Source organism: Kitasatospora sp. NPDC127035, assembly GCF_042726075.1.
In the GTDB taxonomy this organism is placed as follows: Bacteria; Actinomycetota; Actinomycetes; order Streptomycetales; family Streptomycetaceae; genus Kitasatospora.
Genome location: NZ_JBHXDN010000004.1, coordinates 176,325 through 198,576, shown reverse-complemented (window position 1 = coordinate 198,576; position 22,252 = coordinate 176,325). Strand labels below are relative to the sequence as shown.

At 74.2% G+C, this 22,252-nt stretch carries 27 protein-coding genes; 15 read left to right on the top strand and 12 right to left on the bottom strand.

The window, feature by feature from the left end:
• Positions 1 to 64: 64 nt before the first annotated feature.
• Genes ACFWIC_RS03985 through ACFWIC_RS03975 form a run of 3 tightly spaced genes read right to left on the bottom strand, consistent with a single transcriptional unit; the run spans position 65 to position 2,756 of the window.
• Positions 65 to 943 carry a class I SAM-dependent methyltransferase gene (locus tag ACFWIC_RS03985; protein ID WP_380515583.1) on the bottom strand — a complete coding sequence of 293 codons (879 nt, stop codon included), beginning with the start codon at positions 941 to 943 and terminating at the stop codon, positions 65 to 67.
• Entirely contained in the window at positions 940 to 2,358 is a 1,419-nt protein-coding gene (locus ACFWIC_RS03980) for an RNA polymerase sigma factor (RefSeq protein WP_380515581.1), read from the bottom strand. The genes ACFWIC_RS03985 and ACFWIC_RS03980 overlap by 4 nt, the downstream gene beginning before the upstream one ends.
• Positions 2,355 to 2,756, bottom strand: coding sequence for a YciI family protein (locus ACFWIC_RS03975; RefSeq protein ID WP_329879343.1), 402 nt, complete (start codon positions 2,754 to 2,756; stop codon positions 2,355 to 2,357). The genes ACFWIC_RS03980 and ACFWIC_RS03975 overlap by 4 nt, the downstream gene beginning before the upstream one ends.
• A 206-nt stretch (positions 2,757 to 2,962) precedes the next feature.
• Here ACFWIC_RS03975 and ACFWIC_RS03970 point away from each other — a divergent pair, with 206 nt between their 5' ends.
• Together ACFWIC_RS03970 and ACFWIC_RS03965 are read left to right on the top strand one after the other, a co-directional pair.
• Positions 2,963 to 3,907: an oxygenase MpaB family protein gene (locus ACFWIC_RS03970; protein ID WP_380515578.1), complete on the top strand. Its 945-nt coding sequence runs from the start codon at positions 2,963 to 2,965 to the stop codon at positions 3,905 to 3,907.
• Between the two features lie 165 nt (positions 3,908 to 4,072).
• Complete coding sequence (locus ACFWIC_RS03965; RefSeq protein ID WP_380515575.1) at positions 4,073 to 4,444, top strand: hypothetical protein; 372 nt, start codon at positions 4,073 to 4,075, stop codon at positions 4,442 to 4,444.
• 32 nt (positions 4,445 to 4,476) lie between these two features.
• On the opposite strand, the gene ACFWIC_RS03960 is transcribed toward ACFWIC_RS03965, so the two are convergent.
• Positions 4,477 to 4,950, bottom strand: a complete 474-nt coding sequence (locus tag ACFWIC_RS03960; protein ID WP_380515572.1) for a MarR family winged helix-turn-helix transcriptional regulator — start codon at positions 4,948 to 4,950, stop codon at positions 4,477 to 4,479.
• 83 nt (positions 4,951 to 5,033) lie between these two features.
• Here ACFWIC_RS03960 and ACFWIC_RS03955 point away from each other — a divergent pair, with 83 nt between their 5' ends.
• The 3 genes from ACFWIC_RS03955 to ACFWIC_RS03945 all read left to right on the top strand — a co-directional run bounded on the left by ACFWIC_RS03955 (position 5,034) and on the right by ACFWIC_RS03945 (position 8,793).
• Complete coding sequence (locus ACFWIC_RS03955; RefSeq protein WP_329948310.1) at positions 5,034 to 6,149, top strand: ABC transporter substrate-binding protein; 1,116 nt, start codon at positions 5,034 to 5,036, stop codon at positions 6,147 to 6,149.
• Between the two features lie 155 nt (positions 6,150 to 6,304).
• Positions 6,305 to 7,777: an APC family permease gene (locus tag ACFWIC_RS03950; RefSeq protein WP_380515569.1), complete on the top strand. Its 1,473-nt coding sequence runs from the start codon at positions 6,305 to 6,307 to the stop codon at positions 7,775 to 7,777.
• Positions 7,774 to 8,793, top strand: a complete 1,020-nt coding sequence (locus ACFWIC_RS03945; RefSeq protein WP_380515566.1) for an acetamidase/formamidase family protein — start codon at positions 7,774 to 7,776, stop codon at positions 8,791 to 8,793. The genes ACFWIC_RS03950 and ACFWIC_RS03945 overlap by 4 nt, the downstream gene beginning before the upstream one ends.
• Positions 8,794 to 8,861: 68 nt before the next feature.
• Here ACFWIC_RS03945 and ACFWIC_RS03940 read toward each other — a convergent pair whose 3' ends face one another.
• From ACFWIC_RS03940 to ACFWIC_RS03925, 4 genes are all read right to left on the bottom strand, one after another.
• Positions 8,862 to 9,338, bottom strand: coding sequence for an SgcJ/EcaC family oxidoreductase (locus ACFWIC_RS03940; protein ID WP_380361055.1), 477 nt, complete (start codon positions 9,336 to 9,338; stop codon positions 8,862 to 8,864).
• A gap of 18 nt (positions 9,339 to 9,356) precedes the next feature.
• Positions 9,357 to 10,733, bottom strand: coding sequence for an MFS transporter (locus ACFWIC_RS03935; protein ID WP_380361054.1), 1,377 nt, complete (start codon positions 10,731 to 10,733; stop codon positions 9,357 to 9,359).
• A gap of 65 nt (positions 10,734 to 10,798) precedes the next feature.
• Complete coding sequence (locus tag ACFWIC_RS03930) at positions 10,799 to 11,767, bottom strand: aminoglycoside phosphotransferase family protein (protein ID WP_380515563.1); 969 nt, start codon at positions 11,765 to 11,767, stop codon at positions 10,799 to 10,801.
• A 174-nt stretch (positions 11,768 to 11,941) separates the two neighbouring features.
• Positions 11,942 to 12,463, bottom strand: coding sequence for an SgcJ/EcaC family oxidoreductase (locus ACFWIC_RS03925; RefSeq protein WP_329948316.1), 522 nt, complete (start codon positions 12,461 to 12,463; stop codon positions 11,942 to 11,944).
• Positions 12,464 to 12,898: 435 nt separating this feature from the next.
• Between ACFWIC_RS03925 and ACFWIC_RS03920 the strand changes: the two genes are divergently transcribed.
• A complete protein-coding gene (locus ACFWIC_RS03920) occupies positions 12,899 to 13,174 on the top strand; it encodes a hypothetical protein (protein ID WP_380361052.1) in 276 nt (91 codons plus the stop codon).
• Positions 13,175 to 13,495: 321 nt separating this feature from the next.
• Here the strand turns inward: ACFWIC_RS03920 and ACFWIC_RS03915 are convergent, their stop codons facing one another.
• Complete coding sequence (locus ACFWIC_RS03915) at positions 13,496 to 13,963, bottom strand: NUDIX domain-containing protein (RefSeq protein ID WP_329879357.1); 468 nt, start codon at positions 13,961 to 13,963, stop codon at positions 13,496 to 13,498.
• The gene (locus tag ACFWIC_RS03910; RefSeq protein ID WP_380515559.1) at positions 13,950 to 14,681 is read right to left on the bottom strand and encodes an XRE family transcriptional regulator; all 732 of its coding nucleotides are present in this window, start codon (positions 14,679 to 14,681) and stop codon (positions 13,950 to 13,952) included. The genes ACFWIC_RS03915 and ACFWIC_RS03910 overlap by 14 nt, the downstream gene beginning before the upstream one ends.
• A gap of 145 nt (positions 14,682 to 14,826) precedes the next feature.
• Here ACFWIC_RS03910 and ACFWIC_RS03905 point away from each other — a divergent pair, with 145 nt between their 5' ends.
• From ACFWIC_RS03905 to ACFWIC_RS03895, 3 genes are all read left to right on the top strand, one after another.
• The gene (locus ACFWIC_RS03905; RefSeq protein ID WP_329879359.1) at positions 14,827 to 15,030 is read left to right on the top strand and encodes a hypothetical protein; all 204 of its coding nucleotides are present in this window, start codon (positions 14,827 to 14,829) and stop codon (positions 15,028 to 15,030) included.
• A complete protein-coding gene (locus tag ACFWIC_RS03900; protein ID WP_329879360.1) occupies positions 15,027 to 15,212 on the top strand; it encodes a hypothetical protein in 186 nt (61 codons plus the stop codon). Before ACFWIC_RS03905 ends, ACFWIC_RS03900 begins: the two co-directional genes overlap by 4 nt.
• A 153-nt stretch (positions 15,213 to 15,365) precedes the next feature.
• A complete protein-coding gene (locus ACFWIC_RS03895; protein ID WP_380361045.1) occupies positions 15,366 to 15,566 on the top strand; it encodes a hypothetical protein in 201 nt (66 codons plus the stop codon).
• Positions 15,567 to 15,964: 398 nt separating this feature from the next.
• Here ACFWIC_RS03895 and ACFWIC_RS03890 read toward each other — a convergent pair whose 3' ends face one another.
• Both ACFWIC_RS03890 and ACFWIC_RS03885 read right to left on the bottom strand, forming a co-directional pair.
• Positions 15,965 to 16,528, bottom strand: a complete 564-nt coding sequence (locus tag ACFWIC_RS03890) for an NUDIX hydrolase (RefSeq protein WP_329948981.1) — start codon at positions 16,526 to 16,528, stop codon at positions 15,965 to 15,967.
• An 11-nt stretch (positions 16,529 to 16,539) separates the two neighbouring features.
• Positions 16,540 to 17,799, bottom strand: a complete 1,260-nt coding sequence (locus ACFWIC_RS03885; protein ID WP_380515554.1) for a helix-turn-helix domain-containing protein — start codon at positions 17,797 to 17,799, stop codon at positions 16,540 to 16,542.
• 121 nt (positions 17,800 to 17,920) lie between these two features.
• On the opposite strand from ACFWIC_RS03885, the gene ACFWIC_RS03880 reads away from it, so the two are divergent.
• The 6 genes from ACFWIC_RS03880 (at position 17,921) to ACFWIC_RS03855 (ending at position 22,250) form a co-directional block, all read left to right on the top strand.
• Entirely contained in the window at positions 17,921 to 18,112 is a 192-nt protein-coding gene (locus tag ACFWIC_RS03880; RefSeq protein ID WP_380361047.1) for a hypothetical protein, read from the top strand.
• Between the two features lie 130 nt (positions 18,113 to 18,242).
• Positions 18,243 to 18,422 carry a hypothetical protein gene (locus ACFWIC_RS03875; protein ID WP_380361046.1) on the top strand — a complete coding sequence of 60 codons (180 nt, stop codon included), beginning with the start codon at positions 18,243 to 18,245 and terminating at the stop codon, positions 18,420 to 18,422.
• 14 nt (positions 18,423 to 18,436) lie between these two features.
• Positions 18,437 to 18,637 carry a hypothetical protein gene (locus tag ACFWIC_RS03870; protein WP_380515550.1) on the top strand — a complete coding sequence of 67 codons (201 nt, stop codon included), beginning with the start codon at positions 18,437 to 18,439 and terminating at the stop codon, positions 18,635 to 18,637.
• 307 nt (positions 18,638 to 18,944) lie between these two features.
• A complete protein-coding gene (locus ACFWIC_RS03865) occupies positions 18,945 to 19,709 on the top strand; it encodes a MerR family transcriptional regulator (protein WP_380515548.1) in 765 nt (254 codons plus the stop codon).
• Positions 19,710 to 20,250: 541 nt separating this feature from the next.
• A complete protein-coding gene (locus tag ACFWIC_RS03860) occupies positions 20,251 to 21,261 on the top strand; it encodes a 2-oxoglutarate and iron-dependent oxygenase domain-containing protein (RefSeq protein WP_329948122.1) in 1,011 nt (336 codons plus the stop codon).
• A gap of 221 nt (positions 21,262 to 21,482) precedes the next feature.
• Positions 21,483 to 22,250, top strand: coding sequence for a MerR family transcriptional regulator (locus ACFWIC_RS03855; RefSeq protein ID WP_329948082.1), 768 nt, complete (start codon positions 21,483 to 21,485; stop codon positions 22,248 to 22,250).
• Positions 22,251 to 22,252 lie beyond the last annotated feature (2 nt).

Here is a 22,252-nt window from a genome sequence, read left to right as displayed (position 1 = left end):
CCCGCCGCCCGGGGACGGCCCCCCGCGCCCGCCCCTCGTCCTCGTCCGCCTCCCCGTCCGGTGGCTACGCCCGCCCGGTGAGGACGGAGACCCGGACCTGCTCCGGGTAGCCGCGGTCGCCGGGCTCGGGCAGCGCGGCGAGCAGCCGGGCGGCGAAGGCGGGGCGATCGGCCGGGGCGGGCAGTTCGGGGGCGGGGATGGCGGAGTAGACGGTGCCGAGGAGCTGGTCGGGGGTCAGGGCGTCCTCGTAGTCGAGGACGGTCTCGCCGACGTCCGCGAACCCGGCGGCGGCCAGCGCCCGGGCGTAGCGGTCGCGGTCGTCGGTCGCGGTCCCGCAGGAGGTGGCGGCCGGACGGCCGAAGTGGTCCTCCAGGACGGACCGCAGGGCACGCGACCAGTCGGTGTCCTGGGCCCAGACGGGAGTGCCGTTGGCGATCACCGCGACGCCTCCGCCCGGGCGGGTGAGCGGGCGGAGGGTGCGGAAGAGCTCGTCGGGGCGCATCCAGTGGATGGCGTTGCCGATCACGGTCACGCCGAGCGGACGGCGGCCGGGCAGCAGGGCGGAGAGGGCCGGGACGTCGGCGTCGGTGCCGAGCAGCCAGAGCGCGTTGTGCACGCCGTCGCGGTCGGCGGCGGCTCTGGCCTGGCGGAGCATGTCCGGCTCGGGGTCCATGCCGATGACGGTGCGGACGTGGGCGGCGAGCGGGAGGGCGAGTTGACCGGTGCCGCAGCCGAGGTCGAGGGCGAGGTCACCGATGGCGGGGTGGGCGTCCAGGGCGAAGGCGGTCCGCAGCGCGTCGAGGACGGGCGGCGGGTAGCCGCGGCGGTAGTCGGCGTAGTAGGCGGCCACGTCACCGGAGAAGTCGGGGGGCGCGGACGCGGCACGGGCGTCGGAGGCGGAAGCGGGGGCGGGGGCGGCCTCGGCGGCGGCGGGCGTCGTCATGGTCCGCAGCCTCCCCCGCCCCCGGCCGTTTCAGGCGACCGATCGCTGTCGGCGGACACGGCGGGCACGTCCCGGGCGGACGCCTCCCCCACGGGGGTCTCCCCCACCGGCGCCGCCCCTCCCCCTGCCTCCGGCTCCGCCCCCGCCGCCGCCCGGGCCGCGCGCAGGCTGAGGTGGTGCCGTTCCGGGAGGCTGGCGGTGCGGCGGGCGGCGGCGCGGTAGTCGGCGACGGCGGCCTCCCGCTCCCCCGCCAGCTCGTGCAGGTGGGCCCGGACGGCGTACAGCCGGTGGTGGTCCGTCAGCGCGGGCGGCACCTCGGCGAGCAGGGCGAGGCCCGCCGCCGGGCCGTCCACCATGGCGGTGGCGACCGCCCGGTTCAGGGTGATCAGCGGATTGTCGGAGATCCGGGCCAGCACCCCGTACAGGGCGAGGATCTGCGGCCAGTCGGTCGCGGCCGCGGTCGGTGCCTCGTCGTGGACGGCCGCGATCGCCGCCTGCACCTGGTAGGGGCCGACCGGGCCGCGCGGCAGGGCGGCGGTGATCAGCGCGACGCCCTCCGCGATCGCGGCGGCGTCCCAGCGGCCGCGGTCCTGTTCGGCGAGCGGGACGAGCTCGCCGTCCGGGCGGGTGCGGGCCGGACCGCGGGCCTCCGTGAGCAGCATCAGCGCGAGCAGTCCGGCCACCTCGGCGTCGTCCGGTAGCAGCGCGTGGACGGCCCGGGTGAGGCGGATCGCCTCCCGGGACAGTTCGACGCGTCGCAGGGCGGGGCCGGTGCTGCTGGCGTAGCCCTCGTTGAAGACCAGGTAGAGGACGTGCAGCACCGCGTCGAGCCGGGCCGGCCACTCTGCGGCGTCCGGCTCCGGCATCCGGAACGGCACGCCGGAGGACTTGATCCGCTGCTTGGCGCGGCTGATCCGCTGTCCCATGGTCGCCTCGGGGACGAGGAAGGCACGGGCGATCTCGCCGGTCGTCAGGCCGCCGACCGAGCGGAGGGTGAGCGCGATCGCCGAGGCGGGCGAGAGGGCGGGGTGGCAGCAGAGGAAGAGCAGGGTGAGGGTGTCGTCCCGGGAGCCCCCGTCCTCGGCGTCGGCCGGGGGCGCGGCCTGCCGGTCGGCCGGGACCTGCCCGGCCACCAGGTCCTCGCGCCGGCGGCGGGCCTGTTCGCTGCGGACCTGCTCGGTCATCCGCCGGCCGGCCACCTGGACCAGCCAGCCGCGCGGGTTGCGCGGCACGCCCTCGTCCGGCCACTGGGTGGCGGCGTCCAGCAGGGCCTCCTGGACGGCGTCCTCGGCGGTGGCGAAGTCTCCGTAGCGGCGGGTGAGCACGCCGACGACCTGCGGCGCGAGGGAGCGCAGCAGGTCGTCGACGGCCGGTGGGGCGTCCGGTCCGGGCGCCGGCGGCTCGGGTCCGGTCACTGCTCGGTGGGCGGGGCCGACATGACCTGGCGCACCTCGATCGGCATGTTCAGCGGTTCCCCGCCCGGGCCGGGCGCGGCGGAGACGGCGGCGGCGATCTCGACCGCCCGGCGCTCGGTGTCACAGTCCACGATCCACCAGCCGGCCACCCACTCCTTGGTCTCCGGGAACGGCCCCTCGGTGACCACCGGGGCGCCGCCGCTGTGCGAGCGGACGATCCGGGCGGTCTCCGGCATGGCCAGACCCTGGGCGTCGACCAGTTCGCCGTCCTCGGCGAGCCTGGTGTTGGTGTCCCGCATGAAGCGGATGTGCGCCTGGATCTCCTCGGGCTTCCACTCGTCGATCTTCGGGAAGTCGGCGGCCTTCTCGCTGAACTGCATCAGCAGCATGTACTTCATGGTTCCGCTCCTCGTTCGTCGTGCCCGCCCCGGTCGGAGGGGCTCTCACGGGTAGGTAGAAGCACGCCGCGCGATTTCGACGTCCTCGGCGGGAATCTCGGGAAAAAGTTAGCCGGACCCCCCGACGGCCCGCGCGCAGCGACACCCCGCCCACCGCGGGGGGAGCCCGTTGACCGCTTCCCGACCGGCCCCCTAGGGTCGGCCGGGTGCAGCGATACGACTGGCTGAGGAAGATTCAGCAGATGGACCCGGAGACCGAGTTCACCGAGATCTACCGGATCAGCAGCTGGTACGAGTTCCCCTGGGACACCGTCCAGTCACTCAGCTTCGCGCTCTACCGCACCTACGCGGTCCCCGGCATCGGCCGGCTGCTCGCGGAGACCGGCGAGTTCACCGGCCGCACGCAGAAGCGGTACGACGACACCACGCTGATCCTGGAGGCGGTGCTCGAACACGGCTTCGACTCCACGCAGGGGCGCGAGGCGATCCGCCGCATGAACCAGATGCACCGCCGGTACGACATCTCCGACGCCGACTTCCTGTACGTGCTCGCCACCTTCGTCGTGATCCCCAAGCGCTGGCTGGACGACTACGGCTGGCGCCGCTACTCCCCGCACGAGCGGCGGGCCGCCACCAACTACTTCCGCGAGCTGGGCCGGCATATGGGCCTGCCCGGGATACCGGAGACGTTCGAGGAGTTCGAGCAGCTGCTCGACGACTACGAGCGCGCGCACTTCGCCTTCGACCCGGGCGGCCGGGCGGTCTCCGACTCCACCCTGGGGCTGATGGCCTCCTGGTACCCCGCGCCGCTGCGGCCGTCGATGCGGCTCTCGTCGATCTGCCTGCTCGACGACCCGCTGCGCGAGGCGTTCGGCTACCCGGCCCCGCCGGCCGCGCTCCGGCGCGCCGTCCGCACCGGCATGTGGCTGCGCGGGCGCGCCGTCCGGCTCCTCCCGCCCCGGCGCCGGCCCTACCTGGCCCGTGACAACCGCCAGGTGCGCGGGTATCCCGGTTACCCGTACGGCTACCGGATCGGCGACCTCGGCACGTTCGAGGAGGGGTCCGGCCCGGCCGGCGGCTGCCCGTTCCCGCACGCGAAGTCCCCCGAGACCCGGGCCGCACAGGCGCGGGCGCCGCAGGCCGACGGCTGAGCCGGATCCGCGGCAGCAGTACGGTGGCCGACGGGGGCGCAGGGAGGACCCGGCGCGCGGAGCGACGGTCCCGGCGTCCCCGTGTCCCGGCGGCTCCGTAAGGCGGGACGACGGGGGCGCGACGGGCGGCGGAGCGCGGAACGACAGGGTCACGAGGGTGGGGCGATGGCGGGACGACGACGGATCTGGGCCGAGGTCTCGGTGTGCTTCGCACCGCTGCTGGCGGTGCTGCTGTACGTGTGGATGCTCCTGATGACCCTGGAGTTCGACGAGATGTGCGCCCACGGGTTCTTCGCCGAGAAGACCGGACGGTTCCTGAGGGAGGAGACCGGCGCGTTCCCCCCGCGCACGGTGTGCGAGCACGAACGCGGGACGGTGGCATCGGGGCCGCTCTGGCAGATCGTGGCGTTCTACGCGCTGCTGCTGCTGACGGTGGTCGCCGCGGTGGTCCTGTACCGGAACCGCTCGTCCAGGAAGCGGCGCCGGGACGCCGAGCCCCGCTGGGCGGCGGACGCGGAGGCCCTCGACCGGCCGTGACGGCCGCCGGGTCCGGAGGTCCGGAGGTCCGGTCAGGCTTCGGTGAGGTGCCTCAGCAAGGGCCCCGGGTCCTCGCTCCCGCAGGCGGCGCGGACGGCCGCGTCATGGGCGGCGGCGAGGGCGTCGAGGCGGGTCAGGCGGGTCTGGCCGCGGCGGGAGAGGTGGGCGGTGATGCGGCGGCGGTCGTGCTCGTCCTGCCTGCGGTAGACCCAGCCGGCCTCGGCGAGGGCGTCGACGATGCGGCTGAGGCTGGCCTGCGGGATCAGCAGGGTCTGGGCGAGCTCGCCCATGGAGCGGCCGGCGTCGTCGGTGAGGGCGCGCATGACCCGCCACTGGTCGAGCGTGCAGCCCTCGGCCTCCAGCTGGGCGGTGAGGCCCCGGGCCAGCCGGCGCTGGGCGACGGTGAGGAGCTCGATCAGGAGGGGCCGGTCGACGGCGGGCGCGGCGGCGGGGGCGGCGGACGCGGCTCCGGGAGTGGCGGCGGGGGCGGTCGCGCTGGGTGTCATGGCCGTGTCTCTTTCCCCGCCGTAGTGCCTGCTGCTTGGCCTGCTGCTTGCCGGATCGGCTGCCATGACGATACTCGCAAGCGATGAGCGCCGACGTGAAGCTCCTGGAACCGCTCGACGCGCTGCACCTCCCCCGCGAGGCGCCGGCGCTTCGGGTGGGCCTGGTCGTGCCGCAGTCCGGCCCGCTGGGGCTGACCGGACCGTCGGCGCTGGACGGGGCGCTGCTCGCCGCGCACGAGGTGAACGCCGGCGGCGGGGTGCGCGGCCTGCCGCTGGAGCTGGTGCTGGTGGACGGCGGGGGCGCACCGGCCGCGGTGGCCGGGGAGGTGGCCCGACTGCTGGACGCCGGGGCGGTCGACGCGGTGGCGGGCTGCCACTCCAGCGACGTGCACCGGGCCGTCGAGGCGGTGACGGCGGGACGCGCCGCGTACGTGTTCACCCCGCCGCACGAGGGCGGGCCGCGACTGCCCGGGGTGCTCTGCACCGGGGCGGACCCGGTCCGGCAGCTGGACGGCGTGGTCGAGCGGCTCACGGCCCGCCACCGGCTGCACCGCTGGGCGCTGGTCGGCAACGACTACATCTGGCCGCGCGCGGTGCACCGGGCCGCCGAGGCGGCGGTCGCCCGGGCCGGGGCGGGCGTGGTGCTGGAACGGCACCTGCCGTTCGGCACGACGGAGCGCGCGCTGGAGCCGCTGCTGGACGCGCTCCGGGCGTCGCGCGCGGACGCCCTGCTGCTGAGCCTGATCGGCGCCGACCTGGTGCGGTTCAACCGGGCGCTGCGGCGCAGCGGTCTGGACCGGCGGCTGGTGCGGCTCTCCGGCGCGCTGGAGGAGAACAGCCTGCTCGCCTACGGCGGCGACGACACGGGCACGCTGTACGCGGCGATGCCGTCGTTCGTCTCGCTCGCCGAGGACCGGCGGTTGCGGCTGGCCGAGCGGCACCGCGCGGTGTTCGGGCCGTACGCGCCGGTGCTGGACGCGTACGCGGTGGGCCTGTACGACGGGCTGCACCTGGCGGCGGCGCTCGCGTCGCGCGGCGAGCTGGTGCCGTCGGGCGGGCTGGCGCGGGCGGCGGCGCGGTTGCTGCACGGGGAGGGCGCGGCGGTCCGGCGGGCCTGGGCCCGGGCGCCGCTGGGGCCGCCCCGGGAGGGCGTGCACCTGGCGCGGGCGGAGGGCGCGGGGTTCACCGTCCTCTGGTGAGGCGTCGGCGGGGAGCGACTCGGCGGGGAGCGGCTCGGCGGGGAGCGGCTCGCGCCGGCATCGCGGCAGGCCACGGCACGAAAACCCTTCCATTTGGAAATAACTGCCTCTACTGTCTCCCCCACCACCCCGGGTCGTCACGGAGGAGAGCCCCCATGTCCGAAGCACCCGCGCCCCAGACCATCGAGAGCTACGGCTACCGACAGGAGCTGCGCCGCTCCCTGCGCTTCACGGACCTGCTGGTCTACGGACTGGTGTTCATGGTGCCGATCGCGCCGTTCGGCATCTTCGGCAGCGTCTTCCAGGGCTCCGGCGGCATGGTCGCCCTGGCGTACGTGCTCGGGATGGTGGCGATGATGTTCACCGCCCTGTCGTACGCGCAGATGTCGCGGGCCTTCCCGATGGCCGGTTCGGTGTACACCTATGCGGGGCGCGGCATCGCGCCGCCCGTCGGGTTCCTGTCCGGCTGGATGATCCTGCTGGACTACGTGCTGGTGCCCGGCCTGCTCTACCTGATCGCCGGGGTGGCGATGAACTCGCTGGTGCCCGCAGTACCGGTCTGGCTCTGGCTGGTCGGCTTCGTGCTGCTCAACACCGCCGTCAACTACCTGGGCGTCGAGATGACGTCGAAGGTCAACAAGGCGATGCTGGTCGGCGAGTTGATCGTACTGCTGGTGTTCATCGGGTTCGGCCTGGCGGCGCTGGCGGCCGGCAGGGGCCGGGGCTTCGACCTCACGCCGGTCTACAACTCGCAGACCTTCTCGTGGAGTCTGGCGTTCGGCGCGGTGTCGGTGGCGGTGCTGAGCTTCCTCGGCTTCGACGGGATCTCCACCCTCTCCGAGGAGAACCGCGACTCCGCCAAGGCGATCGGCCGCTCGATGATCGCCGCCCTGCTGCTGGCAGGCTCGCTGTTCATCGCGCAGACCTGGATCGCCTCCCTCCTCGTCCCGGACCCGGACGCGCTGATCGCGCAGGGCGATCCGGACGGCACCGCGTTCTACGACGCGGCCCGGGTCGCCGCCGGCGGCTGGCTCGCCACGGTGACGGCCGCCGCCACCGCCGTGGCCTGGGGGTTCGCCAACTCGCTGGTCGCCCAGGCCGCGACCTCGCGGCTGCTGTACGCGATGGCGCGGGACCGGCAGCTGCCCGCCTTCCTCGCCAAGGTCCACCCGCGCCACCGCGTCCCGGTGAACGCCACCCTGCTGACCGCCGGAATCTCACTGGTCCTCGGGCTCTACACCGCCTCGCGCGAGGACGGCATCACGCTGCTCTCCACCCTGGTCAACTTCGGCGCGCTGACCACGTTCCTCGTCCTGCACGTGTCGGTGGTGGTGCACTACGTCGTGCGGCGGCGCAGCCGGGACTGGTGGCGCCACCTGGTCGCGCCGGTCCTCGGGTTCGCGATCCTCGCCTACGTGGTCGTCAACGCCGACATCGCCGCCCAGCGGCTCGGCTTCGTCTGGCTGGCGGTCGGCGGACTGGTATTGACCGGACTGATCCTCACCGGACGCCGCCCGCGCCTGGCCGTGACCGACGCGGCGGCCTCCCCCGACGGCGCCCCGGCCAACAGCGCCCCGGCCGACAGCTCCCCGACCGACGACTCCCCGCTCACCAAGGAGAACCCGTGAACCTGCCCGACCTCGTCCAGCTCTCCCCCGCCCCCGACGAGTACGCCTACACCTTCGGCGGACGCGCCCCGCTGGTGACCGTCCGGCCGGGCACGGTCGTCGAGTTGAGCACCGAGGACTGTTTCGGCGGACGGGTCCGCGGCATCGGCGACCTGCCGAGCGCGGTCTGCGAGTTCCCCTACCTCAACCCGGTGACCGGCCCGATCGCGGTGGCCGGCGCCGAGCCGGGCGACACCCTCGCCGTGCACTTCGTCGAGATCACCCCGGCCAGGGACTGGGGGATCTCCAGCACCTTCCCGCACTTCGGGGCCCTCACCGCCACCCACACCACCGCGATGCTGCACGCGCCGCTGGAGGAACGGGTCTGGGTGTACGAGCTCGACACGGCGGCCGGGATCTGCCGGTTCCGGGCCCGCAGCAGCGACTTCACCGCCGAACTGCCGCTCGACCCGATGCACGGCACGGTCGGCGTCGCCCCGGCCGGCGGCGAGACCCTGATGTCGATCACCCCGGGCGCGCACGGCGGCAACCTCGACACCCCGGAGATGCGGGCCGGCACCACCGCCTACTTCGGCGTCAACGTGCCCGGCGGGCTGCTGGCCATCGGCGACGGCCACGCCCGCCAGGGCGAGGGCGAGGTGTGCGGGACGGCCGTGGAGACGGCGATGCGCACCACGGTGGTGGTCGACCTGATCAAGGGCGGCGGACCGGCCTGGCCCCGGCTGGAGAACGACCGGCACCTGATCTCCACCGGCTCGGCCCGCCCGCTGGAGGACGCCTTCCGGATCAGCCAGCACGACCTGGTCGGCTGGACCCGGGAGCTGCTCGGCCTGGACCTGCTGGACGCCTACCAGCTCGTCAGCCAGGCCGGGTTGGCGCCGGCGGCCAACGTCTGCGACACCAACTACACGATGGCCGCCAAGCTGCCCAAGTCCCTGCTCGGCCGCGCCCGGGCGTACGACGGCCTGCACGACCGGCTCCGGGAGACGGCCGCCGCCTACCTGCGGCACCGCTGACCGCGCGGACCCCCCGCCCGGCCGGCGACCGGTAAGACCGGTCCGACCGGCGGGGGGGTTCCGCGCACTCAGGAGCTCTGTACCAGGGTGTTCTGATTGGCCGTCAGGAGCCAGCGGTCCCCCTCCTTGGCCATCACGTACAGCGGGCTGCCCTCCTCGCCGATCTGCTCCCCGGCCGCGTCCAGGTAGCGCTGGCGGACCTTGACGGCGGCGACGTCGGGGCGGATGAAGAGGACGTGCACCACCTCGTAGGCGGGGGTGGTGCCGGTGCCGGCGAAGGCGCCCGGCAGCACCTTGCGGGTGAACTCGGCGATCGTCTCCCGACCCACGAGGAGCTTTCCGTGGCCGGTGGTCCAGATCGCGTCGGCCCGGAAGAGGCTGATGAACTCCTCCGGGAGCTCGTTGCGTTGTGCGTGCTCGACGGCGGCGACGACCCGCCGGACGGCTTCCGTCTCGGCCTCGACGTCCACCCCGGCCCCGACCGCACCGCCGTTCTCGTTCGTGCTCGTGCTCGTGCTCTCGTTCTTGATCTCGTTCGCGTTCATGGTGACCATGATCGAACCTCAACCCCGCTTCAGGTCAAGGGTCGGAGCCGACGGAGCGGACGGCAGCACGGGCGGGACCGGAGGGAAGTCCGGGGAGGACGCGTCGGGGAGGGCTCGGCGGGTCCGGACCGGCGACAGGAAGACCGGCAGGAACGACAGCGAGAGCAGGGCGCCTCCCAGCCACAACGTGGCGTGCAGTCCGACCAGTTCACCGAACACGCCGGCCAGCGCCGACCCCACCGCCATCGCCCCCGTCAGCAGGAAGCGAAAGGTCGCGTTCATCCGGCCGAGCAGCGGGTCCGGGGTCATCCGCTGGCGCAGACTGACGCCCAGCACGTTGTCCATCCCGGTCTTGAAGAGCATCAACAGCCAGCCGAGGCCCGCCACGTACAGCCGCACACCCTCCCCCACCAGCGGGATCAGCAGCGCGGCGGGCGCGACCACGAGCCCGGCCAGCCCGAGCGTCCGGCCGTAGCCGACCCGGGCGGCGATCGGGCGGGCGCACCGGGAACCCAGCAGGATGCCGACCCCGCCGACCGCCCAGAACAGCCCCAGGGCACCGGCGGGCAGGTGCAGTTCCCGGACGAACACCACGGGAAGCAGGGTGTTGACGACCTGGTAGCCGAGATTGACGACGGCGGCGGAGAGCGCGAGCCCCCGCAGCTCGGCGTTGCCGAAGACGTGCCGGAGACCCTCGGCGATCTGCGCGCCCAGGCCCGGTGCGGTCCGCTCCCCCGACGCCGGTCCGGGTGCGGGCGCAGGCCCGGTGGCGGGCACCGGGCCGGGCGGGGATCCGGCCGCAGGCGTGGCCGCAGGGGTGCGGCCGAGGGCGATCAGGCGCAGCGCGGAGCCGAGATGACTGACCGCCGTCGCGGCGATGGCGGCCGGTGCGGTGAGCAGTTGGACGAGCGCGCCGCCGGCGCTGCGCCCGGCGATGTTGCCGACCGCCATCAGGCCGACCACGGCGGCGTTCGCCTGCACCAGGTGGCCGCGTCCGACGAGCTGGGGCAGCACGCTCTGTGAGGCCACGTCGAAGAAGACCGTCGCGCAGCCGGCCAGCAGGGCGACGCCGTACAGCTGCCAGAGGGTGAGGGAGCCGAACGCCCAGGCGAGCGGGATGGACGCGTAGAGCGCGGCCTTCACCAGGTCGGCGACGATCAGCACGCGCCGGTGGCGCATCCGGTCCACCCAGGCGCCGGCCGGCAGGCCGATGAGCAGGAAGGCGAGGGTGCTGAGGGTCGCGAGCGCGCCGACCTGGCCGGGGCTCGCGTCGAGGGCGGTGACGGCGATCAGCGGGAGGGCGACGTAGCCGATGTTGGTGCCGAGCTGGGCGAGGGCGGTGGCGGTGAAGAGGGTGCGGAAGTCGGGTATTCGCCAGGGTGATTCGGGGGTCATCGTCCGTTCGTCCGTTCGGTGGGCGGTGGGGGCGGTGGGCGGCGGGGCGGTACCCGCCGAGCCGGTCAGGCCGACGCGGCCAGCTCGCGCACCGTGCCGGCCAGGGCGGCCCAGGAGTCGCGGGCGTCCTCGCTGTCGGTGTGCGGCGAGCGGAACCAGTGCAGATACGCGTCGACGTCCTCCAGCGCCCAGCGCAGCCGGTACAGGGCCAGCGCCGCCGGACGCGGGGTGTGGCCGGTGGCCTCGGCGTAACGGGCCAGGTCGTCGGCGTCCGCACCGACCAACCACAGGTCGCGCTCGGGAACGGCCAGCCCGACGGTGTCCCAGTCGACCAGCAGCACGCGGCCGGGCGGGCGCAGCAGGTTGCCGGGGTGCGGCTCGCCGTGGGTGACGACGAGCGCGCCGTCGAGCCCGCCGACCAGGCGGTCGAACCGGTCCAGCGCCCGCCGGAGGCCGGGCGTGTGGTCGGCGACCAGCTCACGGGCGCGCTCGCCGTACGGGCCGGCGGTCCACTGCCGGGTCCGGTCCGCGAGGGCCGCGTCGAGGCGGGTGCGGGCGGAGAGCCCGGGGTGGCGGTGCGGCACCGGAGCGGGCGGCTCGGCGCGGTGGAGGCGGGCGAGCGCGTCCACCAGGCGGGCCCGGTCGGCCGGGGCGAGCTCCTCGCCGAAGTGGCCGGTGGCGCCGTCGACGTGCGGGAAGACGCTGAGCGCGTACCGGTCTCCGAGCCGGAGCGCGCTCTCGCCGCCGGCCGTCGCCTCGGGGGCGACCACGACATCGAGCCGGCGGAGCGCCCGGGCGGTGGCCATGGCCTGGCGCAGTCCGCTGTACGCCGACTCCGGCTCGGGTCCGCAGTGGCTCTTGTGGGCGAGGTCGGCGAGGGTGACGAACCACCGCCGGCCGTCGGCGCCGACCGTCGTCCAGTGGTGGTCGCCGTGGCCGACCGGCGCGTGGGAGAGGTCGGCGGCGTCGATCCCGAACGCCCGGAGGCCGCTCCGGAGCCGGTGGTCGTCGATGTCGTCCGGTCGGGTCTTCACTGGCGCGAGGGTACGGAGCGGAGGCGGCGAGGGCTCGTGAGTTTCCGCGCGGGGGGCGGTTTCCGGCCAGGCCGGCCGGTGGAACCGGCCTGGCCGGGCCGCGTCCGGACCTCATCCCGGCCACATCCGAGCCGCGTCCCGGCCGCGATCGGGCCGTGTCCGGGCCGTGTCCGGTCAGCTCTCGGCCGGGAGCACCGACGAGTGGTGGTTGACGATCAGCCATCTGCCGCCGCGCTTCTCGTACTCGTACGAGTAACGGGCGTCGACCTGCTCGGCCGCCCCGGTCCCCGGGTCGGTGAGGTGGAAGCGGTAGAGGCCGGCGTCGATCGCCGAGTCGGCGTCCAGGACGGTGACCACCGAGCGGAGCCGCTCGCCGTACGGCTTCTTCTGCAGGAAGTGCTCGAAGTAGTCGGCGATCTCCTCCCGGTTGGTGCGGATCCGCGGCGAGGCGGTCGGCAGCAGCACCGCGTCGGCCGCGTAGCGGGCGGCGACCTTCTCCGGGTCGCCGGACTGCAGGGTCGCGTTCCACTGGTCGAAGAGGGCCGCGACCTCGCGTTGGGCGGCCTTGTTGCGGCGGTCCTGCTCGTCGTCGCCCCGGGCGACGCCGACACCGGCGGTGAACGCGCCCAGCGCGGCGGCCACGAGGGCGACGGCGCCTGCGGCGACGGCGGTGCGGGTGCGGATCGTACGGTTCATCGGTGCTCCTGCTGGGGAGAGGCTGCGGTCCCTGGTGTGGGATCACTCTCGCGAGGGACGGGTGCGCGCCCGGACGGCGCAAGGCAAAGACGCGACCAAGGCTCGGCCAAGAAACCTTGGCCGAGCAGGACCGGGCACCCGGTGGGCGGGAACGGCCTCGAACCGGACGGAAAGCGGCAGGGTGGGATCCGTCACGGGCGGGTCCGCCGGGCGAGCCGGAGGCCGCGCCGGGGCCTGCGGTTGCCGCAACGGAAGCTCCTACCGTCCTGACCGGGGCCGGACCGACCGGCCCGGTGGGACACGTGAGGGAGAACGCATGGCCGCCTGGCCCATCGCCGACGTCGCCCGGATGTCCGGCGCGACCGGGGCGACCGCCCCGCCCACCCCAAGCCCCCGGCGCCGGGCACCCCGACGCTCGTACCGGAGGAGGACCCCTTGGCCGGCATCACCATCGGCGACATCGTGGCCGCCGTCCGGCGCCAGCTCGACGCGACCTGCGACCTCGACACCCACTCCGTCCTGTACTGGCTGCTCCAGGCCCTGAAGCCCGACCCGGCCGACCCGCGCGACCACCCGCTGAAGTGGGTCGTCGGGCCGCTCGGGCAGGCCCTGCGATCCCTGCCGCAGACCACCCAGGACGAGGTGCGCGCCGCAGTCGAGCAGGCGCTCGCCGACGGCCTGCAGCTCAACGTCACCACGAAGGGGAACTGACGATGCGCGACTCCACACGCCGTACGATCCGTACCACCGTCCAGACCTGCCTCGGCATCGCGGCTGCGCTGTCGCTCATCGTCCAGACATCCGGCATCCGGCATCCCCGAGGCAACGCCCGGTGTCGGCGTCGGCCTGGCCGTAGCCGCCGGCGTCACCAAGCAGGTGGTGGCGGCGGTCGTCGGCATCGCCTCGGGGATCCTGACAGCTCTGGCCACTGCGCTGGCGATCATCCGCCCGTGAAGCACCGCGCCCTCCCTCGGCTACGGCCGGGCGGGCGGGCGGGGGCGCTTCGTCCTGTGTGGTCACTGCTGGGCCAGGTCAGCGCACGGCCGGGATCGCTCCAGACCGCCAGTCCGAGAGCCGCTTGCGGATGCTCGCCACCATCGGCAGGGCGTCCGTCTCGGCCGGGGTGAACCACGCCACCTCGTGGGACTCGTCCGAGACTGCCAGCTCGCCGCCGACCGGGCGGCCGAGGAGGCAGATGCTGAACTCCTGGCGGACCTCGCCGTCGTCGTAGGCGAAGACGTGCCCGGGGTTGGTGTAGGTGCCGACGATGCCGGTGATCTCGACATCGAGGCCGGTCTCCTCGCGGGTCTCGCGGATGCCGCACCCTGCGAGGGATTCGCCGAGGTCCATCTTGCCGCCCGGGAGGGCCCACATGCCGTTGTCGGTGCGGCGCTGGAGGAGGACGCGGCCGTCGTCATCGACCACTACGACGCTCGCGGCCGGCACCAGGCTGTTGGCCTTGGGGGCGTTCGGGTCGTCCTCGTAATCACGCCTGGGCATGAGCAGCCTCCGTCGTCGTCGGGATCGTCCACACGTCGCGGCCCTTGGCCCACAACTCCTCCGTGTGCCCGGCGAAGCGGTCGAATACTCCGTCGTCCTGGGCGCGCCGGAGGTGCATCATCGGGGCGTCGTGGCCGGTCCTACCGGGAAGCAGCGGGGTGACGATCATGTCGGTGTCGAAGCGAAAGACGGACAGGCTGACGTGCCCGGTCTCGTACCGCGCCGCGATGCTGGTGTCCCTCAGCTTGGCCAGCTCGGAGAGGGTGACCTCGATCCGGGTGGAGAGAGTGAGGGGGACGTCCTCCTCCAGCTCGCGTTGCCGGGTGATCGGGTGGCCGGGTTCGCCGAGGATGAAGCGGACGCGGACGCCCTGCTCCGTCTTCTGGCGGAGCAGGGCCCCGAAGTTGGCGTGTTCCAGCCACAGGAAGTAGTTGGTGTACCCGGCGAACGTCAGCTCGCGGGTAGCACCCCTTATCAGCTGACGCCACAGCGTGGCCGGCGCCGCCGACCGGTACGGGTACATCTGGACGAGCTCGCGGTCCGGGCCCGACTTCACGAGCTGCTGAACGAACGGCCAGAGCACGATCTCCTCCTCGCCGAGGACCCGGCTGGCCGCCGCGCGGTGCCGGGCATGGGGCTCGCGCGTCGGATTGGAGATCCAACGACCGACCGTCTTGGGGTCGACTCCGCACACCCGAGCGAGCTGAGACTCGGTCATTCCAGCACGGGTCAGTGCGTCGCGAAGGGGACTACTCATGGACTCGCCTCTCACGGTGGGGACGAATCAAGGTGTACCAGCGAAACGTCCCGAACGTCCCGCAACCGCGGTATGACGTCCCATCAGGTGAGCCGACCATTCCGGTGTGACGACGACGTACCCGCCGCCCCCCGCTCCGTTCACCGAGGCCCAACGCCAGCGTCGCGCGTGTATCTGCTGCGGTGGCGACCAGGGCGACCTGATACCGGACGGGCACCGCTACGTACAGACCGGACCCGCCACGGCCCCGCTCGGCTGGGCGGTCGTCGCACACCCCACCTGTCGCTCCACCCCTCAGGAGGAGCCGTGACCGAGCGCACCATCTCGTCGCCCGAGCAGCCGGAGGCGGAGCGGGGGACGTGCGGCGTCTGCCGCCGCTGCCTGCAGTACGGCCACGGTCAGCAGGACGGCGCGCGCGACCTGGTCGACTACTGGATCGTCGACCACGCCGGGTGCACCGTGCAGATCACCGCCGAGGGACCCAGACAGTGAGCCTCACGGGCGGTTCCGTGGCTGGCGGACCTCACCGCCTTCACCGCGCTCGTCCTGCACTGCCCGCCGCCGACCGCCGACCACCCGGACACGTGACGGCCTCGCCACCGTCCTGATCATCTCCACCATCCACCGCTGACCCATCGAGGATCCGTGCCGTTCTTCCGACGTACCACCCCGCCCCCGGCCGCCCCCGAGCGCGCCACCGAGGCCGCCGCACAGGCCGAGATCGCCCGCTACTCGACCGAGGACGGCGACGAGGAGGGATCGCGACGCCGCCAGAACAAGGCGGTCCGGGCGGCACGGGGCAATCGGCTCCGCCCGCGCGACGAGTCGAACGCCGACTCCGACTGATCAGCCGCGCCCGGGCGGGGCGTCAGGATGGATGCCCCGCCCGGCCGACCGACCGGCCGGCAGCAGAGAGCGAGCCCCGTGAGCGGCACCATTCCCCCCGACCGGCAGGGCCGGTGGGGCGTACGACGCGGCGGCCGGGGCCCGGCCGCACCCTCCGCCACCCGAGCGGCAGGGTGGGATCCGTCACGGGCGGGCCCGCCGGGCGAGCCGGAGGCCGCGCCGGGGCTTGCGGTTGCCGCAACGGAAGCCCCTACCGTCCTGACCAGGGCCGGACCGACCGGCCCGGTGGGACACGTGAGGGAGAACGCATGGCCGCCTGGCCCACGAGCACCACGCTGACCGCCCACACCCGGCTGACCGTTCCGGTCGCCGCCGACGACGTGTCCGGGGTCAGCCCTTCAGTGCGGCCTCGATCTCCTCGCGAGCCGGTGCGGGCCTAGGTAGTAGGAGAGCGCGGCGTGCGAGGGGCCGTCGGAGACCTCCCGGCTCGTCAGCAGGTCGACCACCTCGGCCTCGGTCAGCCACTCCACCCGGGCTGCCTCGGAGATGTCGGTCGGCTCGCCGATCCGCGTGCAGCCGGTGACGTGGTAGGAGCGGAAGTGGGCATCCGAGATGCCTGCCATGGCGTCGTACTCGGTCATCAGCTCGATCCGGCCGGGACGCCACCCGGTCTCTTCCTCGACCTCGCGGGCGATGGCTGCGGCCGGCTCCTCACCGGGGTCGGCCCAGCCTGCCGGCACTTCCCAGCCCCAACGGCCGGTGATGAAGCGGTGCCGGTGGATCAACAGGAACCGGCCGTCCTCGTCGGTGACGACTGCGGTGGTGGAGGCCCGGGGCATCCGGACGACGTGGTGGTCGATCCGGCCGACGCCGGGCACCTCGACATCGGCGAGCCACAGCTCTACCCACGGCGAGCCGTAGACCTGCCGCTGCCCGTAGACCTGCCACTCCGAGTCCGACACCGGGCCCCCTCTTACGCGCGTGCGAGCTGGCGGTTCGACTCTCTCACGCGCGCAGTCAGCTCCTGCACGGGCCTCTCTGCAGCCCACGGGGTCAGGGCCTGCTGGAGCGCACGGGCCCGGAGAAGGAGGGGCTGGACGACGGTGGCCCCCGCGACATCGAGGGCTGCGTGCGCGGTCTCACACGCTGCTTGAAGATCGCCCTGAGCGAGCCGTACCCCGGCAAGGTCGAGCGTGAGGACGGCGCGCCCTTTGGTGTCGGCGGCGTCCCGCCGACCGAGTGCGGCTTCGAGCAGGCGGCCGGCCGCCTCATGCTCGCCGAGATGGGAGTGTGTCTCGCCGGCGAGGCCGTCGAGGCGCGGGGCGGTGAAGAAGTCGAGGCCACCGGGGGGCTCGCTGTCGGCGAGGTCTAGGTGGTGGGCAGCCTGGTCGAGCACGGCCAGCGCCTCGGAGCGGTCCCCGTGAGCGGCGAGGACCCTGGCCAGGTTGGCGGTGACCCACGCCCGACGTCGCGGGGCAGCAGTCTCGGCGTGGGCGGCGGCCTGCTGGAGGAGGGCGGCGGCGGTGCCGCGCCGTCCTGCGGTGTACTCGACGATGCTCTGCATGGTCAGGAGCCAGGCGGTCAGGTCGCCTGCCTCCCCCTCGCTGGCAGCGGCGGTGGCGAGGTGGAAGTGCGCGTCGCTGCGGCCACGGTCTCCGAGGTCGTGGTGGGCGAGGCCGAGGAGGCCGGAGACTGCCGCCAGTATCCGCACACCCCGGCGCCGCGCGGCGAGGGCCTGCGGACGGGCGAGCATGTCGTGCACGCCGACGAGTTGGCGTTGAAGTACGGGCACCGACTCGGCGGGCGGGGTGGCCGGGTAGCGGTAGGCGACATCGGCGACCGCGGCCTCCAGATGGCCGAGTGCGGCGTCGGAGGCAGTGGAGCGGGACAGCATGTCGAGGACTTCCCAGGTCTCGGGTACGGCGGAGGGACGGTAGGAGGTCGGCTCGGGAGCCGGCTCCCACGGGCGGTCGGCGAGGCCGAGCATGCGGCCGGGGATGCGCAGACCGTCGGCGATGCGCTCGATCACGTCCATACTGGACACGGCCCGACCGCCGGTCATGATCTCGGTGACACGGCTGGTCGTGAGCCCGGTGCGGCGGGCGATCTGCGCGGAGCCGATGCCTGCCCTCTTCGCGTGCTGGAAGAGGATGCTGATCTCGCGGTTGGCGCACGCGCTGGCGAACGCGGGGTCGCCGAGCAGGCGTCCGGGCAGTGGTTCCGGTGCGGGCACGGGGGCCTCCCGGGGTCGATGGTGGCAGCAGCGTAGCTCTGCTCGACGTCCTGACACGGCTCCATCGTGGGTACCCACCGTGGCCCTGGTGTCGGTCCGCGGGGATGTCGATGCTGGGCGCGTGACGACAGCGATGAGCAACCTCACCATCGACACCGACGCCACCCCTACCGGGTTCTTCGCCCCATCAGGCCCTGCCTGGGAGAAGGCGCTCCAGGGTGTCGAGGAGATGCTGGCCCGGAGCCGCCGGCTCTGGGAGACTCGACAGAAGCTGGAGCAGCGGCGTTTCCACGCAGTCGGCGGGGCCCGGTGAGCATCGCGGGCGGGACCGGAGTTCCCCTGCCAGAGACCACGGGGACGTGCATTCACTTCCGGGCCTGCACGCGCGGGCCCCTGCACCGCACGGTCGACGCGCGGCGTGAACTGATCTCCGGTCACCCCGGATGCCCCGGGCGGGCCCCGGCCCGGTGATCGACGACGGCCAGGGCGAGTACCGCGATACCTCGGACCGCTACCGGTGGGGGCTGCCGGACCCCGCGCGGGCGAGAGCGGCCTACGCCGTTTCGGGCGCCGGGCTGTTGGTCCTCGCCACGCTCCTGATCATCTCCACCATCCACCGCTGACCCATCGAGGATCCGTGCCGTTCTTCCGACGTACCACCCCGCCCCCGGCCGCCCCCGAGCGCGCCACCGAGGCCGCCGCACAGGCCGAGATCGCCCGCTACTCGACCGAGGACGGCGACGAGGAGGGATCGCGACGCCGCCAGAACAAGGCGGTCCGGGCGGCACGGGGCAAACGGCTCCGCCCGCGCGACGAGTCGAACGCCGACTCCGACTGATCAGCCGCGCCCGGGCGGGGCGTCAGGATGGATGCCCCGCCCGGCCGAACGACCGGCCGGCAGCAGAGAGCGAGCCCCCTGAGCGGCACCATTCCCCCCGACCGGCAGGGCCGGTGGGGCGTACGACGCGGCGGCCGGGGCCCGGCCTCACCCTCCGCCACCCGAGCGGCAGGGTGGGATCCGTCACGGGCGGGCCCGCCGGGCGCGCCGGAGGCGCGCCGGGGCTTGCGGTTGCCGCAACGGAAGCCCCTACCGTCCTGACCAGGGCCGGACCGACCGGCCCGGTGGGACACGTGAGGGAGAACGCATGGCCGCCTGGCCCATCGCCGACGTCGCCCGGATGTCCGGCGTGACCGCCCGGACGCTGCGGCACTACGACGAGATCGAGCTGCTGCCGCCCGCGCGGATCGGCCCCAACGGCCACCGCTACTACGAGGAGCGGGACCTGTTGCGGCTCCAGCAGATCCTCGTGCTGCGGGCGCTGGGGCTGGGGCTCTCCGAGATCGGCCGGATCCTGGCCACCCAGGTGGACGAGCTGGAGGCCCTGCGCGGCCACCACCGGCGACTGCTCGCCGAGCGGGACCGGCTCGACGCGCTGGCCGGGACCGTCTCCCGCACGATCACCGAACTGGAGCGATCCAGGAAGGACGGCACGCCGATGACCGAGATCAACCGGCCGGAGAACCTCTTCGAGGGAGTCCGGCCCACCGACTACGAGGAGGGTCTGCGCGAGTTCCCGGAGCTCGCCGAGGCCGCCGGGCGCGTCACCGCCGCGATGAGTCCGCAGGAGGTCGAGGCCGGCCAGCGGCTGCGCACCGCGCAGATGGTCCGGCTGGCCGAGCTGATGGTCGCCGGCCGGCCCGTCGACGACGGGCCGGTGCGGGCGCAGATCGAGGCGCAGCACCGGGCGCTGACCGGGATCCGGCCGGTGCCGGTGGAGGAGTTCCGCGCGATGGGCCGGGCCTGCGTGGAGAACGAGCCGTGGCGGGCGGCGTACGAGGCGATCGCGCCGGGCCTGGCCGCGTACCAGCGGGACGCGATCGAGGCGTACGCGGCGACGCTGCCGGCCTGACCGGCGGGGCGGGCGCGGGACGGGCGGACGGGGCCCCTCCGCGCCCGCCCGTCCCGCGCCCGCTGCCCGTACCCCTTTCCCGCCCTCTTGCCTGCCGTCCACCACGAGAGCACCATCTCGTCATGGCTATGACATGTTCCGGCCCGGACCCCCGGCGCCACGGGCCCTTCTCCGCTCCTCGAACCCTTGATCTAGGCTGGTGACGTGCTCATACTCGTTCGCCGTCGCCACGTGGACCTGCTCCGCGTGACCAGCATGTCCTGTCGACGCTCCAGCTGAACCTCGCACCTTCCCACCCTCAGCGCGGCCCCTGCCGGCCGTTCCCCCTCCCCGACCCCCGGGCACACCCGCCGCACCAGGCGCGTCCCCGGCGTCCCCGGTCACCACCGGAACGGGTCGGGACGAGACCCAGCGGATGTCACCCATGACGCAGCAGCACCCCACCACCCCCTCCGTCGAGCACGAGACCGCAGCCCCGGCCGCAGCCGTCGCCACGACCGCAGCGGCCGCATCCGGGACCGCCCCCGGGACGGCGCCCGCCCTGCTGGACAGCCTCCCGGTGATCGACCTCTCGCTCGCCGGTGGCAGCCCCGAGGACCGCACCCGGCTGCACGACGAGCTCCGCGCCGCCGCCACCGACGTCGGCTTCTTCCAGCTCGTCGGCCACGGCGTCCCCGCGGACGAGACGACCGCCCTGACCGCCGCCATGCGGGCCTTCTTCGCCCTCCCCGAGGCCGACCGCCTCGCCGTCGCCAACCTCAACTCCCCGCACTACCGCGGCTACACCCGGACCGGCGACGAGCGCACCGGCGGCAGCCAGGACTGGCGCGACCAGCTCGACATCGGCGCCGAGCTGCCCCCGCACGTCCCCGCCCCGGGCGAGCCCTCCTACTGGTGGCTGGAGGGCCCCAACCAGTGGCCCGAGGCGCTCCCGGAGCTGCGGACCGCCGCCCTCGGCTGGATCGACCGGCTCGGTGACGTCGCCCGCCGGCTGCTGCACGAACTGCTCGCCGCGATCGGCGCCCGCCCCGACTTCTACGAGCACGCCTTCGCCGGCCACCCGCACCTGCGGCTGAAGCTGGTCCGCTACCCGGGCACCGCCCCCGACGGCGCCGGCCAGGGCGTCGGCGCGCACAAGGACTACGGCTTCATCACCCTCCTCCTCCAGGACACCGTCGGCGGTCTCCAGGTGGAGCGCTCGGACGGCAGCTTCCTGGAGGTCCCGCCGATGGAGGGCGCCTTCGTGGTCAACCTCGGCGAGCTGCTGGAGGTCGCCACCGACGGCTACCTCAAGGCCACCAGCCACCGCGTGGTCAGCCCGGCCGGCGCCCGGGAGCGCTTCTCCGTCCCCTTCTTCTACAACCCGCGGCTCGACGCCCACGTCGAACCGCTGGACTTCCCCCTCGCCCACCACGCCCCGGGCGCCACCCAGGACCCGGCCAACCCGCTCTACGCCGACTTCGGCTTCAACGAGTGGAAGGGGTACACGAGGGCCCACCCCGAGGTCACCCGCCGCCACCACCCCGACCTCGTCGACACCGCCACCCGCTGACGCCGACGCGACCGTCCGCACCGTCGGCACCACCGCTGCCACGACCGCCGGGCCCGCGCTCCCCACGGAGCGCGGGCCCGGCGCCGTACCCGGACTCCCCGGGCGGCCGGGGCGGCCGGGCGGCGGAAGGCCGGGGCGGCGGGCGGCGGGAGGCGGGCGGCGGGAGGCGGGCGGCGGCAGTGGACCGGGTGGCACAGCGGTGTCACACTCGCGGTGTCACAGTGACGGTGCGGGATGCGGCGGGCGCGGAGCGGGAGGCGGGGGTGGAGGTGCGGCTGACGGTCGACGAGTTGGCGGCGCGGGCGGGGGTGACCGTCCGGACGGTACGGTTCTACGGGACGAAGGGGCTGCTGCCGCCGCCGGTGCTGGGGGCCCGGCGGGTCGGGTGGTACGGGGCGGAGCACCTGGACCGGCTGGGGCTGATCGAGGAGTTGCAGCGGCAGGGCCTGACCCTGGCCGCGATCGAGCGGTACCTGGGGCGGCTGCCGCACGACTCGACCCCGCTGGACCTGGCGATCCACCGGGCGCTGGTGGCGTCGTGGACGCCGGAGACACCGGAGGAGGTGGGCCGGGTGCAGCTGGAGCGGCGGGCCGGGCGGGGACTGTCCGAGGAGCAGGTGGACCGGCTGGCCGCGATGGGGGCGCTGGAGCGGACGGCGGACCCGGACGTGTTCCGGGTGGACCCGGGACTGCTGCCGCTGGGCGTGCGGATCCTGGACGTGCCGATCCCCCTGGAGACGCTGCAGGCCGCGCGCGCGGTGGTGCTGGAGCACAGCCGGGCGACGGCGCGGGAGTTGCAGCGGCTGTTCCGGGAGACGGTGTGGCGGCCGTACCGGGAGAGCGAGCCGGCTCCGGACGAGGTGGAGCGGATGAAGGCGCTCACGGGCCACATCCGGCCGATGGTGGCGCAGGCGCTGGTGACGGCGTTCCAGCGGTCGCTCCGGGAGGAACTGGGCGAGGCCGCGGAGGACGGGGCCTCGCCCAGCTGACG

Coding starts and splice junctions, on each gene's coding strand:
- ACFWIC_RS03985 (WP_380515583.1), bottom strand. CDS start 943: ATGACGACGCCCGCCGCCGCCGAGGCCGCCCCCGCCCCCGCTTCCGCC.
- ACFWIC_RS03975 (WP_329879343.1), bottom strand. CDS start 2,756: ATGAAGTACATGCTGCTGATGCAGTTCAGCGAGAAGGCCGCCGACTTC.
- ACFWIC_RS03965 (WP_380515575.1), top strand. CDS start 4,073: ATGGCGGGACGACGACGGATCTGGGCCGAGGTCTCGGTGTGCTTCGCA.
- ACFWIC_RS03960 (WP_380515572.1), bottom strand. CDS start 4,950: ATGACACCCAGCGCGACCGCCCCCGCCGCCACTCCCGGAGCCGCGTCC.
- ACFWIC_RS03955 (WP_329948310.1), top strand. CDS start 5,034: ATGAGCGCCGACGTGAAGCTCCTGGAACCGCTCGACGCGCTGCACCTC.
- ACFWIC_RS03950 (WP_380515569.1), top strand. CDS start 6,305: ATGTCCGAAGCACCCGCGCCCCAGACCATCGAGAGCTACGGCTACCGA.
- ACFWIC_RS03940 (WP_380361055.1), bottom strand. CDS start 9,338: ATGAACGCGAACGAGATCAAGAACGAGAGCACGAGCACGAGCACGAAC.
- ACFWIC_RS03935 (WP_380361054.1), bottom strand. CDS start 10,733: ATGACCCCCGAATCACCCTGGCGAATACCCGACTTCCGCACCCTCTTC.
- ACFWIC_RS03925 (WP_329948316.1), bottom strand. CDS start 12,463: ATGAACCGTACGATCCGCACCCGCACCGCCGTCGCCGCAGGCGCCGTC.
- ACFWIC_RS03915 (WP_329879357.1), bottom strand. CDS start 13,963: ATGCCCAGGCGTGATTACGAGGACGACCCGAACGCCCCCAAGGCCAAC.
- ACFWIC_RS03910 (WP_380515559.1), bottom strand. CDS start 14,681: ATGACCGAGTCTCAGCTCGCTCGGGTGTGCGGAGTCGACCCCAAGACG.
- ACFWIC_RS03875 (WP_380361046.1), top strand. CDS start 18,243: ATGCCCCGGGCGGGCCCCGGCCCGGTGATCGACGACGGCCAGGGCGAG.
- ACFWIC_RS03865 (WP_380515548.1), top strand. CDS start 18,945: ATGGCCGCCTGGCCCATCGCCGACGTCGCCCGGATGTCCGGCGTGACC.